The following is a 15050-nucleotide window of genomic DNA, read 5'->3' as shown; positions in this document are numbered from 1 at the left end:
ACACGATTGCGCCTGCGGCCGAATGCTCTGGCTGGCTACATCGTCATGTCCCAAGCAGCGACCTGGAAATCTTGAAGTCCGGTGCGGGTCACTATGTCTTCCTGCCGGAGCCGACTGCGTTGGGGATGAAGGAGGCTTCCGACGTCTTCCCTGATGCCGACAGCGTTGATCGTCGAAGGATTCACGACCACGTTGCGTTGGTCGCGGCGGGACTTTTCGGAGGGGCCGCGTAATATACCTCGTCATCGCCGACGGCCCCGCCTTCGGCGCGAAGGGGAAGCTGTCTGTCTTCCCCAGTCGGCCCATTGCGGACGAACCCCCGGCCTCATCCGGACTTAGTTCCAGAATTTCGCGACCACCTCAGACATCTCACAACCTTGTCTGATTGCTCGACGGACGACCTCTGGGCAACGCGAGAAATCGTGGCCTCCGAAGCCTATTGCTTCGAGACATTGAGCATCTGGACTGATCACAAGAGCTTTCACCCCCACGGCAGAAAGTTCGGCAGCCTGGAAATTCGCACGCGATGCGACCCGTTGTCCTATCGGACCGCCAGGTTGAAAGCTAAGTATCAGAACGGTGTCGAAGTTGCCCACAAGATCAGCATTGGCAGCGGAACGGAGCCCGCCATCCATATAATTCCTCTCGCCGATGGGTACGGTTGGGTGAAGACCCGGCAACGAACAGCTTGCGGCCACCGCCGTTCCCAGCGTCACGCCGCAATCACCGCCCAAGACCCTTGGTCTCCCGTTAGCGACATCAATGGCGACAATGCCGAGATTATTCGGCCAATCGCACGGGCCAATTATCGCAGAGAACAGTGCTACATGCCTCGATAGCTCATCGCTAGCCACCGCAGCTAAAGCATAGGCTCCGACCTCGATGCGTTCGTGCTCACCCTTTTGCGCCTTTGCAAACAATCCAGGTAATTCCGATAGTGCTGCAGCCTCTCTGGGAAAACTGGGATTGGCGCTCAATTGACGTCTCTCGCCCAAAATGGCTTCGGCCATGAAAATAGGGCTTTGTCCTGTGGCGACCTGTGCGCCGACAATCGCGCCCGCCGAGGTGCCGAGAAAGAAATCCGCGTTCGAAAGCGTAAGACCCGATTGAAAATAGCCGCTAAGCAATCCGCATTCCCAAGCTCTTGCAAGCGGCCCACCTCCACTTAATACGATGGCTTTCGACATGAGAAACTCTCCGAGTTGCGTATTATAGCCCGGCCCATTGCGGTCATCAGGTCAGCGGTTGAACGAGAACAGTTTTGAAGCCGATCAAACAGCGGTATTCGTCCCGACTTTGCATCTGCTTGAGCGTTTCAATGGCCGGAGCACCTATCCTTTTCGACAGATGGAGAACCAATCCGTGCCCCAAAGAAAGCCCCACGTGTGCACCGAAGCTTTTCGGCTCATCATTCACTAAGACAAGATCGAACGGCTTCATTTCGTTGGATACGGCCGTATATGAAGTGTCGTCCCAGAGTTCGCTGGATCGAAAGTCTGGCAGTTCGAAACCAAAATGCCTCAGGATCGAATAGGCGTACTGCTGACAGTTCGCGCCGCCTTCAACACCGGTAGCGCCAGCAGCACCGGGAAAGTGCGCCCCATTGTATCGCACGTCCCAAAACTGCGAGGGAATTTCGATTGGCGATTGGTGGTGATCGAGAATGCTACCTTCCATGGAAAACGAAATAACACGGCAGCCATCGATAATCGAGTTCTGGGTCTCCGGATTTGGCGAAATGCAGTCGCCGAAGGTTGCGGCACGGATGCGGCCCGTCGATCCGGCGAAACTGCTCAGACCGCCCGAACTTCGGCAAGCCGCCTGACTGCGTACTCGTCCTGCCAGCAGACGGCGGCTTCCCATGCGGCTGACGCTTGCGCGGCGACGTCATGCTCGCCGTCGTCGAGATCGGCCGCGTTGTGGGGCAGGACTAGGTCAAGGTCGGGGACATCGACGTGTGACTCATCCCAGTCAATCAACGCGACTCGATCTGCGGTCATGCGGACGTTGCGGGGGTTGTTAGGGTTGCCGTGGACAACGCATGTCTGACGCCCAATTAGCCGCGCCCAGGCTGCTCGACATCGAATAACGCCCTCCGGCGGCATCGCGGTGAGGTTGATCCTCGTTCCGGTTTCGGCATGCAGGAGGTCGGTCGAGGATCGCCAGCCTGGGCGCTGCGGCCAGCCCTGCGTCAACCGATGCAGCTCGCGGAGCGTGTCGGCCACGCGACGCCAGTCGGACTCGGTCTCGGGCGATCCGCCCTCCATGTAATTCATGACCACCAGACCGTCCACGAACAGGCGGCCGTCAGACGTCGGGATCGGTACTGGAACGGTCATACCTTCTCGGTCGAGGTGTTGGAGTAGGTCGGTTTCCCATGCGAGATCAGCATCGGTCCTGGAGCCGAGACGACCGACCGCGATCCGCCCGTGGACGCGGACGCTCCATACGTCATTGGCAACTCCGCCAGTGAGTGGTTCGATGCGAACCGCGTCTTCACCCCATTGCCCGAGAGCTTCCCATCCCATTGGCGATATCCTTGGCGGCCATAATTAAATTGACGGAAGAAATAGAGAAAGCTTACGACGCCACGAAGTCCGCTGGCGCGAATCCGCCAAGGCGTGGTCGACTGTCAGCCCAAACGCGGGCTTGACGCTTGCCGTCACCTTTCCGTCCCCTCTTTCAATGCTTGCCTGACCCGGTCCGCATCGTAGCTGGTGGCTGGAAACATGAAGGCTGTCGAACACGGTGCTTGCATCAAGGCAAAATGCCCCGCTTCCGGCTTGGAAACTGTCCACGCTGGTCCCCAATGGGGCGGAGGTAGAGAGTTCGCGCCTCTGAGTGCCAGAACATACGGGCCAGGCGGTATCGCGGTAGGTACTGCGAAGTTAGAACCAAGCCATTCAACCGTTAGTCGATGCTCTACATGACCCTGCAAAACCTCGTCAACAACGATATCAAATTGCGGTGTAACGCGGATATCGCCGAACGTTTCGGGGAGCTTTGATGATCGTGTGAGCAAAGCCTTATAACGCGCTAGCGCCTCTGGGTCGCTGACGAGCCTGTAGTTTTCGACGCGCCCGACAACCACCGCCCCCGCGTACTTGATATCGCTGTAGTCTAAAAGGCTGCGCCGTTCGCAAGCGCGTGCCCCATCGCTAATGGCCACCATCCCCAGGGTTGAAAGCCCGATTAGACAGATGATCTTCATTGCCACGCTCACCTCCCCTTGGGAAATTTTCTCCTACCGGAACTTAACCAACATGGCACGCTCATGGCCGCTATTTCGCAACGCTACCGAATCGCCTGTCGGCCCAAAGGAGACATCTCATCAATCCACCCTTTTCAAAACGGCGCGACGCCGGTGACTGCCAAAACTCGTTGACCGCCCTTCTCGGAGAGGCAATCGCCTTAATAGGGAGGGTTAGGCATCGTCGCAAAGTTGAATGTCTCAACCATCGTGCTGATGGGGTCTGGAAAATACCAGTATGTTGCTGAGAGCTTGCCGTTCTCCAGAATTTGGTTCTCGTTTACGTCGCCCATTACAATGAGGGAAACCGTCACCGCAGGCGTTCCAAGCACCTTGAAGTCAATTATCCTATGCTGTGATGAGTAAGTGCAATTTCCTTTCGGCTCGCACAACTCGGCGATCAATCTAAGTTGTGCTATGGGCTCGAACCCAGGCATGCCAGGACCGCCGAGGAACTTGATGCCGTCCTTTAACGTCGACCATTCGGTTCCCGAAGTCGCTTTGGCGTAAATCTGTCCTACATTTGGAAAATCAAATTCCTTCGCCGCGAGCGCGGGGCGCTGAAAGACCGACATCAGCAAAGTAACGCGTTTCTGGGCGAAGAGGCAGTCGATCCACCGATGGGCAGGATCGGGCGGGTTGCCGCCGTCGTCACGAACTTTGCAACCGGGATCGACCACAATGCTGGTGTTGCCTGGTCCTCTGACAAGAGACATGTCTGCTAGGCAGTCTTCGACTGAAGCCGCCCAGATAACTGCAAAAAACATGGCGGACACGAGCATTCTCAACATGACAACCTCAGCATTTCGCCATAAAATTGTGTTTAGCTGTGCTCTGCTAAGCAATTATTACTAATTCAGATAAAATGGCCTTCCACTTTGAAAGTGACGATACTCAAGGCGGCCACAAGTGAATTGCTTCCGCCTTTCGGCCCGAATGAGACGCTCGCTCTCCCTTTCAAGTTTCGCCAAACCATCGCGACGCAGCCTCGGAAAACTCCCGATAGTCCGTGACAGCATCGTCGACCCAAGCGACGAAGCCATCAGGCCGTACGAGCACTGCCCTCAAGCCCAATGTTTGCTTAGCTGTGCTTGAGATGTACGTCATCCGTGTGTTGAAAGGGCTCTGGAGTTCCTGCAGCGGTGATCCGGCGCTAAAATCCAGCAGTAGTCCTTTACCCTCTTTGAGATGAGCGCCGAGCTTCGTTCCATCGGCAAGCTCGAAGTCGGGAGCGCTGCGGCCAACCAACGGGTGGCGGTTGCCAAAATCGTAGCCGAGAGACACCCCCCAAACGCGTTCCGCAATATAGGTTGCGCCGTCGGGCGTATCGATGAGGTCACGGAAGATGGATTCGAGTGCACGCGAACTCCGGCTGGGCCGCATGATCGCCACCTGGGCACGCGACCAGTCAAGAACTTGCGCTCCCACCAGATGCCGTTCGGCGGCATAGCTGTCAAGCAGGCCGACCGGCGCGTCGCCGCGAACGGTCGCGGCAAGTTTCCAACCCAGGTTCATTGCGTCTCCAAGTCCGAGATTAAGCCCTTGGCCGCCCAACGGGGAATGGATGTGGGCGGCGTCGCCAGCGAGCAGTACGCGTCCATTGCGGTAAGCTGTTGCCTGATAGGCTCGGTCCGTCCATGTCGCGGCAAGCTGGAGGGCTGTCAATGTGACGTGAATGCCGGAGATGCGACGCAGCACCGCCTGCACATGATCCAGCGTAATCGGCTGTATTCGATGGAAAGCGCCGCCATCGAAATCGACCATCGCGATGGTACCGGGCTTCTGATAGGTATACATACCCGTCGGCGTGTAGTGGCGGCCGGATGCAAGTTGATCCGGATCAGACATCTCGACCTGAACGGAATAGCCGGTGAACTCGGGGGCGGTTCCGACGAATTCAAAGCCGCCGACCTTCCGCACAGTACTGCGCCCGCCATCGCACCCGACAAGCCATCGCCCGTTGAACGTCTCACCGCCAGCGCGAACCGTCACTCCTGTGTTCGACTGTTCGAAGTCTTGGATGCCGATTCCCCGTCTGATCTCGACGCCCATCGCGGTTGCGCGGGCCGCCAGGATCGACTCGACGTGTTCCATTGTCGTTGCGAAGTTGGTGGCAGCGGGACCGGGCAACCGGTATTGCCACTTCCCAGTGTCAATTTTGTCATGGAAGAACTGAATGCCCGCGAAATGACCGCCGGGGCGGCGTGATTGATGCATCCAGTGTGCGGCAGTCGCCGCGCCGCCATCACCGGAGTGCATTTCCGGGCGTTGCGGCGCGATGATCTCCTCCAGCAACCCGCGACGATAAAAGGCTTCGATGGTCGGAGCGGACAGGCCACGCATGCCGAACGGCAGTTGCTTCAGAGGCGAGTGCGGGTCTTCTGCCTGTTCCAGCACCAACACCGACCGGTCCGCGAGGCCAAGCTCGCAGGCGAGAAACAGGCCGACGGGTCCTGCTCCGGCAATCACCACATCATATGTCGAATTAAGACTATTCATGAACTGCTCTTCCATGGTCGTTCGACCGGAGCGGCTCATCATTTTGAGAACCACACGGACGAACAGTGGGACGCCATACAGCGTCCGTTGTTCGTCGTGGGACTCATGCTTTACGCAAGGACAGAGCTTTCGTTTCCGAAAGGACTTGGGCTAGACCACACCAAATCTGCCTTTTTCGACGTGAGCGTTGTAACGTCGGCAGGAGCGATCTGCAAGCAGACATTCTTAGCTACCAATGACCGATGTTGGCGCAATCCTGCCAACCTCAGGGTCTCTTGTTGGCGCAATCCGGCCAAGGTCTGTGTCAACCCTTGCCGGACTTTGATTTCAGCCGTCCCACTGATAAATCAGGTCAGAGAACTGAAAAAGCAGACTGTCGCAGTCTTCATTTTTGAAGCCTTCGGTAACTTCCGCGAGAGCATCATCCTGCGCTGGGTGGGGCCTGGTTTCGCTAAACCTTTTGTTCAAGGCGAGAGCTTCATCGGTAAAGTCAATGGGGATGGTGCATATGTTCGACGCAGCACGCGTAGCCCCAAGCCGATAAATTTCATGTTGCGTTAGGGGGATAGGCGGCACCCAGGTTGTGTGTGTCGCCGTCCAAACGTGGTCGGCCATTGGCACAACAATTGTCACTGCCAAAGTTGCGGCCACCGCTACCAAGCCCCCGGAGATCAGTCCTGTGATCAACTTTCGCATTCGCACTCGCACCGTTGCTGTCTACAGGGGAGCCAGTTATCCAATCCGAATGCTCATCGCATGTGACCTGTGTCTGTCTAGGCTGGGAAATTACCTTGTGCCGCCTAAGTTGATGTAAACGGCATCGAAAAAATGCAAGGGCAATGTCCGCAACTGGCGCGAAGGGGAAGCTGTCACAAAAGTTGAGCGACCAACCAACCGGTTCCGACAAAGAGCCCGGTTTTGCCAGCTGTGATCGCTTGTCAAGATCAAACACAGGTTGCGCGAATCGCCCGCCGTGAATACTCAATTAGGTGTTGCATTGGGTCGGGGTCCTAAGTTGCGTTTGACAATGAAATCAGTGGGGGTTGCGACCTTTTTCCTGGTAGCGGGTGGTATCTTCCTTTGGCTGCAAAATGACCCACTCTTGCCATGGTACAAAAATGGACAAAGTCCGATCACTTTGCAGACAAAGCCAACGTCGTTGGACCTAACAATCGGTAACACCCCTCTCAATATTCGCGCTGACGGAAAGTTATGGTTGGAAATCGGAACTGCAGCAAACAGCATAGGAGTGGGCACATTTCCCGAAGACCAGTATCCCAGCGAGCTGCGGAGCGCTAGAACAAAGCTTGGAATTTCCGGTAAGCAAGTGCCTGTGGTGTCTGCGACTTTTGATGTGTACTCGGATTGCCACCGCGTTAACGCCAACTTCCGATGGTGCAAGTTTACGAATGTCGGAGACACCCCAAGCATTCACATTTATTCTCTGAAACTACGCGCCGCCTCAGCAGATTACGGGCTAAATAACTCGCTTCAAACCCCCACCGGAGTTGGCGGAACGGAGGAAGACAACCTCAGTAATCACCGCCAGCTCGACATTCAGTCACCGAGCGTCGGAGTCTCGTGTCTGTCCATCAGATATTCGAGGTCGTGTAGCCTGAATTTGCTAGTTGACGGAGGCGTTTTTGCGGAAATCACGCATGACGAACGTTACCAAAACGAACAGGAACTCCTGGAATTCAGAAACCTAGCCGATGAAATCGTCCGCTATTATGTCCGTAAACAATCCGAATAAAGGAAAATTTAGCTGCCATGGCTTATCAAATTTTCGCAGATTGAATTCGAAGACGCAATTTGATTACCTTTCGCTGTTGAGGCAGCGAGCAAGCGACCCCTTTTGGCGCGTAGTTGCCGCCACCTCGGTCACGAAGTCGGGCCGAAGCGGACTGCTTTCGTTGTTCTCCATCAATCGATATGGTTGGTCTCGTCACCGAGGGCGTCAAGCGTCATGAAACTTGCTCACATCAACTTGGTTGCCCGAGATGCGGGAATGCTTGCAGCGTTCTACGTGAACGTCTTCAAATGCGAGCACCTTCGTGAACCCAAGATATTGTCCGGAGAAAAGGTGTCGCGAGGCAATGGGATTTCGAACTCCGAGATATATTCGATCTGGCTGAAATTCCCCGAACTTGAACTCCCTTTTCTGGAGATACATGAGCACAACGTTACCCATGATCGGAACCAGCCAAGGGTGAACGAACCTGGCTTTGGGCACCTAGCTTTCCAGATGGAAGATATTAGCTTCGTGCTGTCAGCGATCACTAGAGCAGGTGGGGCGCAGATCGGCGAAATCACAGACTTTGGGACGGCGGACAAGCCATTTCTAATTGCCTACGCACGCGATCCAGAGGGAAATGTCCTTGAGCTTGAGCAGCCCTGAAATCGACCGCAATACTGATGGCGGCAGTCGGCCCGAAGCCGTCATCCACGTCTACGAAAAAATGATCCTGTTTCAAGCACCCGTCCCTTTTATCCGGCCTGACACCAAAAGGGCCATAAGGACGGACGATGTGTGAAGGGCTTGGCCCAAAAATCCATCGCGAAGTCGTTCAATAAGCTCGGAAATTGGCATTCTGTGCACGGTGAGCCCTTCTTCACCGGCCTCAAGCTGCTGTGTACCAATCGCAGTCACGTTGCTGGCAAGGAAGGTGTGGAGCCGGTTGGTGTGCGAGGCAGGGTTAGGGAAAAGCGTCGAGATGAGTTCAATTTTTTCGGCGCGGTAACCGGTCTCTTCCTCAAGCTCGCGGCCAGCGGCTGAACAAGGATTTGGGTCATTGGGGTCTATGGCACCACCGGGAACCTCCCAGAATGTTTGGCCCGCAGCATGTCGGTATTGCCTTATCAGCAAAACCTGCTCGTTGGGCGTGATCGCCACAACATTGACCCAATCCGAATATGAAAGCACGTAGTACGGACTTATTTCCTGGCCGCTCGGCGTGACACATTGGTCAGCGCGAAGATCAATCCAGCGATCTTTCACTAGCGTTTTCGATGCAACAGTTTTCCAGCCTTCCTGCATACCCGTTCCCCGCGCTACCCTGCTGTTTCTCCGATTACCGTAAGGCAATCTGGTGTAAGCGCAATGTCTGCAAATGGCGCGAAGGAGAAGCTGGTTAGCGGCAACAGTCGGCCCGAAGTGGATGTGCTACTAGATATTTCCTGTGTCAGTAAACTTGATCCAGGCTTCCGCGTAGGCAGCCGACAGCGGCCCCAAATATGGAAAGATTGTCTTCCAGGAGGCCGGGGAACTGTCGGTTCGAGAGATCAACGCTTCGATTAGCCCGGTCGCGATAGCGTCTTTCAAGTTATTGTCGGCGGCGAGCATACCGCTTTCGATGACGTCGAATACTGCTTGCGGGTTTTGAACGGACTGAAAACTATCTGCTATGTGCCAACCGACGTCAGCGCAAAGGGAGTTGATGCCAATCTGGCTGGGAAAAAACTCTCGGTTCAATCGCTCTTCTATCTGTAGAACTTCAGGTAAAAGAAGTTTCAGCTGATTTATGAAGTCCGCCGCTTCCAATTTCTTGCTGTCCTAATGTCGCGTGGTCCTACTCGGCCATCAATGCTTTCTAGCCGCGACACTAGGTGCTTGCAATGTCTGTTGTTGGCGCAGAGCACCGTCGCGCGTAGCTCTGACTGGTCCATTCGCGCCCCTCGGCTGATAGCCATTTCAATGGCAAATCCTGACAAAGCCAGCTTCTAAACTTACGGTTCGTTCAATCTCCTCCGATACAACTCCGTCCGTCGGTTTTCGAGGGACACATATTGTCAGAGCATTTCATGAGCCGCAGGGCTCTTCTTGCGTCGCTTTGTTCGCTGCCACTTATGGGTTGTCAAAGCGGCGAAACGGCAACGGTGCGCTATCGGGTCATTCTCAGTGCGGATATTGACGGCAAGCCCGTCGAGGCATCCACGGTCATGGAGGTTCGCTACAGCAGGGTTGCCCACAGTCTCATTGGTACGGGCGGCGCGACAAGGCTTTATGGCGAGGCGTTGATCTTCGACATGGGTGCCAAAGGGACCTTGTACGTGCTGCCTGTGGAACATCCGCCGCATGCTAGCCTCGACCAAGTTTACGAATACGCGATCCTTTCCACATTTGGGATCGAGAATAGTTTCGGCGGGCTAAGTGACACAGACTTCAATGTGCTCCAAACCGCCAGAGGGCGGCGGCGTTTCAATCTGAGAAAAACATCAAGGTTGCCAGCCTTCGTAGCTTTTACTGACGAAACGAATCCCAAGTCGATTTACGAGATCGATCAGTGGAAGCTGAGCGAACGCTTCCCGGGAGTGCGTTTTACCGGACTTGATATCGAAATTACGAACGAGCCGATTACGTCGAAGCTCAGAGAGCGGCTGCCGTGGCTGAACACCCCAAAGCAAGTATTTGATCGAGACCCGCCTGGCCAACATAGGCCGGAAAGCGACCGACCAATCGGATATTTGCTCACTAGAGCACATTTTTTTGGAGACGGAAGCCGATGACAGAGACGCCCGCCGATAAGAACGCAATGTTGGCGCTGCTGTCGTTGGATGCGCGGTCGCGCGGAAATCTGCCGCAGCTCCGGTACAAGGACTCTGACCTTCCTGATCAAATCGGCACGGCCTCAAGGATAGGGCCGCGATGAGACGCAGGTCGTTTTTAGCATCTCTTTGTGCGCTGCCGCTGGTGTCTTGCCAGGGTGAGAGTGCGACTGTTCGATTCAAGGTAATTGCTTCGGCGACCGTCGATGGCCGCCCGGTCGAGAGTTCTTCGGTGATGGAAATCACCTATTCCAAGGTGACGCACAGTCTGATCGGAACCGGTGGTGCGACACGGCTCGATGGCGAAGCGTTGATCTTTGATGTTGGCGGCAAGGGTACCGTTTATATTTTGCCTTTAGAGCATCCACCCCACGCAAGTCCTCGCCAAGTTTATGAGGACGGAATTTTGACGACATTTGGAATCGATAAAGGTATCGGCAGTCTGAAAGAGAATGACCTTGCTATTCTCCGCGATGCCAAGGGACGCCGTCCTTTCCGCTTGTACAATACTTCGAGGTTACCGGCTTTTGTTGCCTTTGGAGACGAGAAGAATCCGAAGACGATCTATGAAATCGATCCTTGCAATCTCGGGGCACATTTCCCAGGTGTCAAATTTACTGGTCTTGATATTGAGATAACTGATGAGCCTGTCACGAAAAGGCTCAAGCAGCAGCTTGCATGGGTAAATACCCCCAACAGCGTGATTGTCTTTGATCGCGACCCACCGGGCCATTTAAGGCCAGACCGTGAACTTCCAATTGGCTTCTTGATCACCCAGGGTGATTTTTTTGGGGACGGAAGTCGATGACAGTCTCGGCCAGCCGTCGTCCCGTCGTGGTTACGTTGGCTGCCGCCTCAGTACTCTATCTCGATGCGGCAAGAGTTGGTCATAGCTTCAGAAGGTGACGCATCGTTCCAGACGGCAGAAGGCGCGAAGACCGGCTTCAGCGTCATGGAAGCAAGTTTGACCGACAAGTGCGGCCCACTTGTTTTGCCTGAAGCCGGAGGCGCAAGTTTCGACCCGAATGGAGAGGACCTCACCCCGGATTTGGTTCGACCAACATACCCGAACCTCCCCGATGAGCCTCTCCAGAAGCTTCTGGCCGTATTCGAAGCGAAGTAGCGCGATTGCCCTATCGAATTGCACCAGCCTTTCGAAACCCTTCCGGCCAGGCTTCACGGTCGCCGTCGCAGGGAAAAATCTTCAGGGAAATACTAACATATAGTTCGGCGTCGAACCAATCGGGCTTCTGTCTGACGATGTAACGTGCCTCATCATTTCTTCCGAGCTGGGCAAGACATGCGGCTTGGTTCAGTCGGATAAAATACGGCGGATCAATCAGGCGGCCATAGGCGTTCAAGGCGTCTTCAAACCTTCTAGCCAGGTAGTAGCAGTCTCCGAGGCTGGAAACGAACGCAGGCGGCAACACAGGCTCGAACTGACAGCCGCGCTCAACCAGGGCGAGCCCTTCTTCGTGGTGGCCCGCATATGCGACGATCATGCCCCGGGCGACGAGCACGTTCGAGTCCCTCGGGCTCATTGCCATAGCCATTTCGGAATAGCGCAGCGCATCACTGATATTTCCACCAAGCGAGAAGCAGGCAGCAACGCTTGTGAGAACGAACGGATCACTTTTGTCGGCAGAGATTGCCATTGCGGCAAACTGTTTCGATTTCAAATCTCGCTCTTCGTCGGTAGCTAGGTTGGGTTCGCTAAACCTCCAGTAGGCGTACAGAAGGCTGAGCGAAGCCAGCGCTGGCGCATAATGCGGATCGATCTTTACCGCTTCATTCATATGCTTACGCGCCAACGGCTCGTCGCCATTGCGCCAGGCGGCTCCAGCCCTGAGCCAAAGCGTGTAGGCAGATACATTGGTCGTAGGGCTCTTTTGGCGGAGGGCTCCAGCAGCGTCCTGCAATGTGAAGAACATCCGTCCGATGATAGCCTCGACGATCTCATCTTGGACGGCAAATACGTCTGATAGCTCCCGATCAAATTTCTCCGCGAAAACATGTGCGCCGCTCTGCGCATCGATGAGCTGCGCAGTCGCCCGCATCCGGGTGCCAGCGAGCCGGACGCTCCCTTCGAGAACGAAATCAGCACCTAGTTGCTCAGCGATGTCAGTGACGATAAAGGATTTGCCTTTGAAGGTTGCCATCGTGTTTCGGGCGACGACCGACAGGTTCCTGAAGCGTCCCAGCTCTGTGATGATGTCTTCAGTAATGCCGTCGGTGAAATATTCTTCATCCGGGTTGCCAGACATGTTCGCGAACGGCAGGACCGCTATCGTCGTAAATTCTCGCTTGGGAGCCGGGGCGATGCTTGAAAACGGCGTCGCGGTATCCATGCCGAAAACTCTGATCGGTGCTGCAATGTTCTTGAGCTGAGCAAGCCCCAAGTCCCTGATCGCTATTGAAAGCTTGCCCTGTACCTCCGCGTGAACCTTTTCCGAGATGCAAAAGCCGCCAGGTTCTGATAGCCCTTCAAGCCGAGCGGCAATGTTCACACCCTCCCCGAAAATGTCTGATTCGTCGCCAATGACATCGCCAAGGTTGATGCCAATTCGAAGCACGATGTCCGGCGCGTCGACCTCGACGGAGTTCGCTTCGGACATCTTTCGCTGAAGCTCGATAGCACATTCAGCTGCACTTAGGGCGCTTGCGAATTCCACCAGAACACCGTCACCCATGAATTTGACTATGCGACCGGAGTGCGACTCTATAACCGGCTCCAGGATTGTCTTCCGTCTCTGCCGGAATGCTTCAAACGTGGAGGTTTCGTTTGCCGCCATCATACGCGAATAGCCAACAACGTCGGCGACAAGGATAGCGGCCAAACGGCGATTGATCGTTTCCTCGATCATCTCTGACAACTCCAGCGTCGACGTTGCGAACAATGTATCAGGGTGACGGATTTCAGCATATCTGTACACGAACTTTCATGGCCAGAAGGATACCCAGTCTCGTTCCCTGCCCTCCAGTTCGGGCAAATGATCGTTCACCGAGACACAACGGGCGCGGAAGACTACGGGACTCTCGCTTCGGCCCCAAATCGGGCGCACGCTGCGCCAATGTTTTGCCGCTGAGAAACCTTGGGAGGTCGGAATGATCGTTCAGGCATGCATCAATGGTGCCCGCCCCAGCGGCTATCATCCATCTTTGCCGCTGACGACAGAGGCGATGGTCTACGACAGCATCGCCTGCATTGAAGCAGGGGCGGCCGAGCTTCATATCCACCCTCGCAATTTGGACGGGCGCGAAAGCTTGTCGGCGGTAGACGAACTGATGGTCGCTATTCGCCGCGCCTGTCCAGGAACGCTGGTTGGTGTTTCGACAGGTGCTTGGATTGAAGCCGACGAGGGTCTCACGCGCAACTGTATTTCTGCGTGGAAGCTGTTGCCCGATTACGCTTCAGTCAATCTTTCCGAGCCGGATGCCCCCGCAGTCATGGCTTTGCTCGGTGGCATTGGGGTGGGCGTTGAGGCTGGTCTTGCGTCGATTGCAGACGCCAAACGAATTGTTGCGTTACCGGATCGCCATCGAGTCTTCCGGGTCCTGCTTGAGATCGAGGAACAAAGATTAGTCGAGGCAGACGGAGTTGCTGATGGAATCGTTCAAATCCTCTCCGCTGCAGGGGTGACAGCACCAATCCTGTTGCATGGTTTCGACGCTACTATCTGGCATTTCGTTAGACGTGCTCGTCAAATGCGTTGGTCCACACGTGTTGGGCTTGAGGACGGATGTCTACGACCACAGGGGGGCATTGCGGACACCAATGCCGAGATGGTCACCGACGCGGTCAAGATTTTCCGCGACCTCACTTGGTGACCTCCGTCTCCTGCCGGTGGTCCGTTGCGATCATTTGTGGGGCATCGAATTGCATTTGCAATGACTGGCTAATCCGGAGGCCGCCAACCTCGAATGCAGTTAGGTGCATAGAAGTAGCCGCCTGTAATGAGGTTATGACCGCCGTCAAGCCAAGGCAAATGATACTCAACCAGAGTTGCAGCGCGACCTCTGATCTTGTCTAGGAAAGAGGACGGCTGGTAGTGATCGCCCGGCGCGGCCCATACATTAGGCAGCGAGTATTCTGCGCGGACACCTGCGTTGACCGATCCCCTTTCTTGTAGGACGGCCAGGAGTTCGTGGGCTTCGGCACGACGCCATTTCCAGACAACCAGTCCCTCGGTGCAAAACCCGCTATAATTGAGGCTTACTTTGGTCGTCACAAAAGCCGCAAATATTGCGGCCATTCCCAACGAGATTGGGACTAATCGCCGTCTGAGGCCGCCGCGTCCAGTTCGCACGTCAAAGCTTTCTATTTGCGGAGCAATTTCGGACACCAAGTGTGGCAGCTGTTGTTGAACCAATCCAAGTCCGACGACCCCAATGCAGTCATTGATAACGACTCGATGACGTGCGGTCGGTGTTATCGCACCGCGCGAATCAAAGCATCGACGGTCCTGCCTGCTGTTTCCGCACCGTCGACTGTGACAGAGCCCATGAACATCACTTCAACAATAAGGTCATTGAATGATATAGCCCAAAGCCGCGCCTCGACGACTTCCCAATACTTGGTTTCATCGGCACCAAATATCTCATTAAAGGCAAAATGCTTGAGTGGATATTTGTATTGCCTAAGGTATTCGGAATTAATCGGAAGGACCTTGAGGCTTATCACTTCGGCAAAGCGGACCACCGTGATATCGCCTCTCGCGGGAACGGCATTGCTCGCCTCTCGCGGGAACGGCATTGC

Annotated in this window: 15 protein-coding genes and 1 pseudogene; 6 read left to right on the top strand and 10 right to left on the bottom strand. The window is 55.2% G+C overall.

Annotated features, from left to right (window positions below):
* A pseudogene (locus tag AB4Z52_RS34850) lies at nt 1-233 on the top strand (dienelactone hydrolase); the annotation flags it as partial.
* 102 nt (nt 234-335) lie between these two features.
* Here the strand turns inward: AB4Z52_RS34850 and AB4Z52_RS34845 are convergent.
* The 6 genes from AB4Z52_RS34845 to AB4Z52_RS34820 form a co-directional block, all read right to left on the bottom strand.
* Complete coding sequence (locus tag AB4Z52_RS34845; protein ID WP_442222396.1) at nt 336-1187, bottom strand: patatin-like phospholipase family protein; 852 nt, start codon at nt 1185-1187, stop codon at nt 336-338.
* A gap of 46 nt (nt 1188-1233) precedes the next feature.
* Nucleotides 1234-1863, bottom strand: a complete 630-nt coding sequence (locus tag AB4Z52_RS34840; protein WP_442222395.1) for an NlpC/P60 family protein — start codon at nt 1861-1863, stop codon at nt 1234-1236.
* Nucleotides 1794-2528: a phosphotransferase gene (locus AB4Z52_RS34835; protein WP_442222394.1), complete on the bottom strand. Its 735-nt coding sequence runs from the start codon at nt 2526-2528 to the stop codon at nt 1794-1796. The genes AB4Z52_RS34840 and AB4Z52_RS34835 overlap by 70 nt, the downstream gene beginning before the upstream one ends.
* A gap of 134 nt (nt 2529-2662) precedes the next feature.
* The gene (locus AB4Z52_RS34830) at nt 2663-3217 is read right to left on the bottom strand and encodes a hypothetical protein (RefSeq protein ID WP_442222393.1); all 555 of its coding nucleotides are present in this window, start codon (nt 3215-3217) and stop codon (nt 2663-2665) included.
* Between the two features lie 194 nt (nt 3218-3411).
* A complete protein-coding gene (locus tag AB4Z52_RS34825) occupies nt 3412-4041 on the bottom strand; it encodes a hypothetical protein (protein WP_442222392.1) in 630 nt (209 codons plus the stop codon).
* A 166-nt stretch (nt 4042-4207) separates the two neighbouring features.
* Nucleotides 4208-5749, bottom strand: coding sequence for an FAD-dependent monooxygenase (locus AB4Z52_RS34820; protein ID WP_442222391.1), 1542 nt, complete (start codon nt 5747-5749; stop codon nt 4208-4210).
* Nucleotides 5750-5854: 105 nt separating this feature from the next.
* On the opposite strand from AB4Z52_RS34820, the gene AB4Z52_RS34815 reads away from it, so the two are divergent.
* Both AB4Z52_RS34815 and AB4Z52_RS34810 read left to right on the top strand, forming a co-directional pair.
* Nucleotides 5855-6310, top strand: coding sequence for a hypothetical protein (locus AB4Z52_RS34815; RefSeq protein WP_442222390.1), 456 nt, complete (start codon nt 5855-5857; stop codon nt 6308-6310).
* Nucleotides 6311-7715: 1405 nt separating this feature from the next.
* Entirely contained in the window at nt 7716-8147 is a 432-nt protein-coding gene (locus tag AB4Z52_RS34810) for a VOC family protein (RefSeq protein ID WP_442222389.1), read from the top strand.
* Between the two features lie 72 nt (nt 8148-8219).
* On the opposite strand, the gene AB4Z52_RS34805 is transcribed toward AB4Z52_RS34810, so the two are convergent.
* Both AB4Z52_RS34805 and AB4Z52_RS34800 read right to left on the bottom strand, forming a co-directional pair.
* Nucleotides 8220-8786: an NUDIX hydrolase gene (locus AB4Z52_RS34805; RefSeq protein WP_442222388.1), complete on the bottom strand. Its 567-nt coding sequence runs from the start codon at nt 8784-8786 to the stop codon at nt 8220-8222.
* A 129-nt stretch (nt 8787-8915) separates the two neighbouring features.
* Complete coding sequence (locus AB4Z52_RS34800; protein WP_442222387.1) at nt 8916-9290, bottom strand: DUF7674 family protein; 375 nt, start codon at nt 9288-9290, stop codon at nt 8916-8918.
* A 260-nt stretch (nt 9291-9550) separates the two neighbouring features.
* Between AB4Z52_RS34800 and AB4Z52_RS34795 the strand changes: the two genes are divergently transcribed.
* Both AB4Z52_RS34795 and AB4Z52_RS34790 read left to right on the top strand, forming a co-directional pair.
* On the top strand, nt 9551-10255 hold the full coding sequence (locus tag AB4Z52_RS34795) for a hypothetical protein (protein ID WP_442222386.1): 705 nt from the start codon (nt 9551-9553) through the stop codon (nt 10253-10255).
* Between the two features lie 139 nt (nt 10256-10394).
* Entirely contained in the window at nt 10395-11102 is a 708-nt protein-coding gene (locus AB4Z52_RS34790) for a hypothetical protein (RefSeq protein ID WP_442222385.1), read from the top strand.
* A gap of 325 nt (nt 11103-11427) precedes the next feature.
* Here AB4Z52_RS34790 and AB4Z52_RS34785 read toward each other — a convergent pair whose 3' ends face one another.
* Nucleotides 11428-13158, bottom strand: coding sequence for an adenylate/guanylate cyclase domain-containing protein (locus AB4Z52_RS34785; RefSeq protein WP_442222397.1), 1731 nt, complete (start codon nt 13156-13158; stop codon nt 11428-11430).
* Nucleotides 13159-13399: 241 nt separating this feature from the next.
* On the opposite strand from AB4Z52_RS34785, the gene AB4Z52_RS34780 reads away from it, so the two are divergent.
* Entirely contained in the window at nt 13400-14122 is a 723-nt protein-coding gene (locus tag AB4Z52_RS34780; protein WP_442222384.1) for a 3-keto-5-aminohexanoate cleavage protein, read from the top strand.
* A 601-nt stretch (nt 14123-14723) separates the two neighbouring features.
* Here AB4Z52_RS34780 and AB4Z52_RS34775 read toward each other — a convergent pair.
* Nucleotides 14724-15050 (bottom strand): hypothetical protein (locus AB4Z52_RS34775; RefSeq protein WP_442222383.1); only part of this gene is annotated, 327 nt, incomplete at its 5' end.

This window comes from Rhizobium sp. 2YAF20, from assembly GCF_052114685.1.
Lineage (GTDB): Bacteria > Pseudomonadota > Alphaproteobacteria > Rhizobiales > Rhizobiaceae > Rhizobium.
Note: the sequence above shows the minus strand (reverse complement) of the source record. Positions and strands in the feature narration are given on the sequence as shown.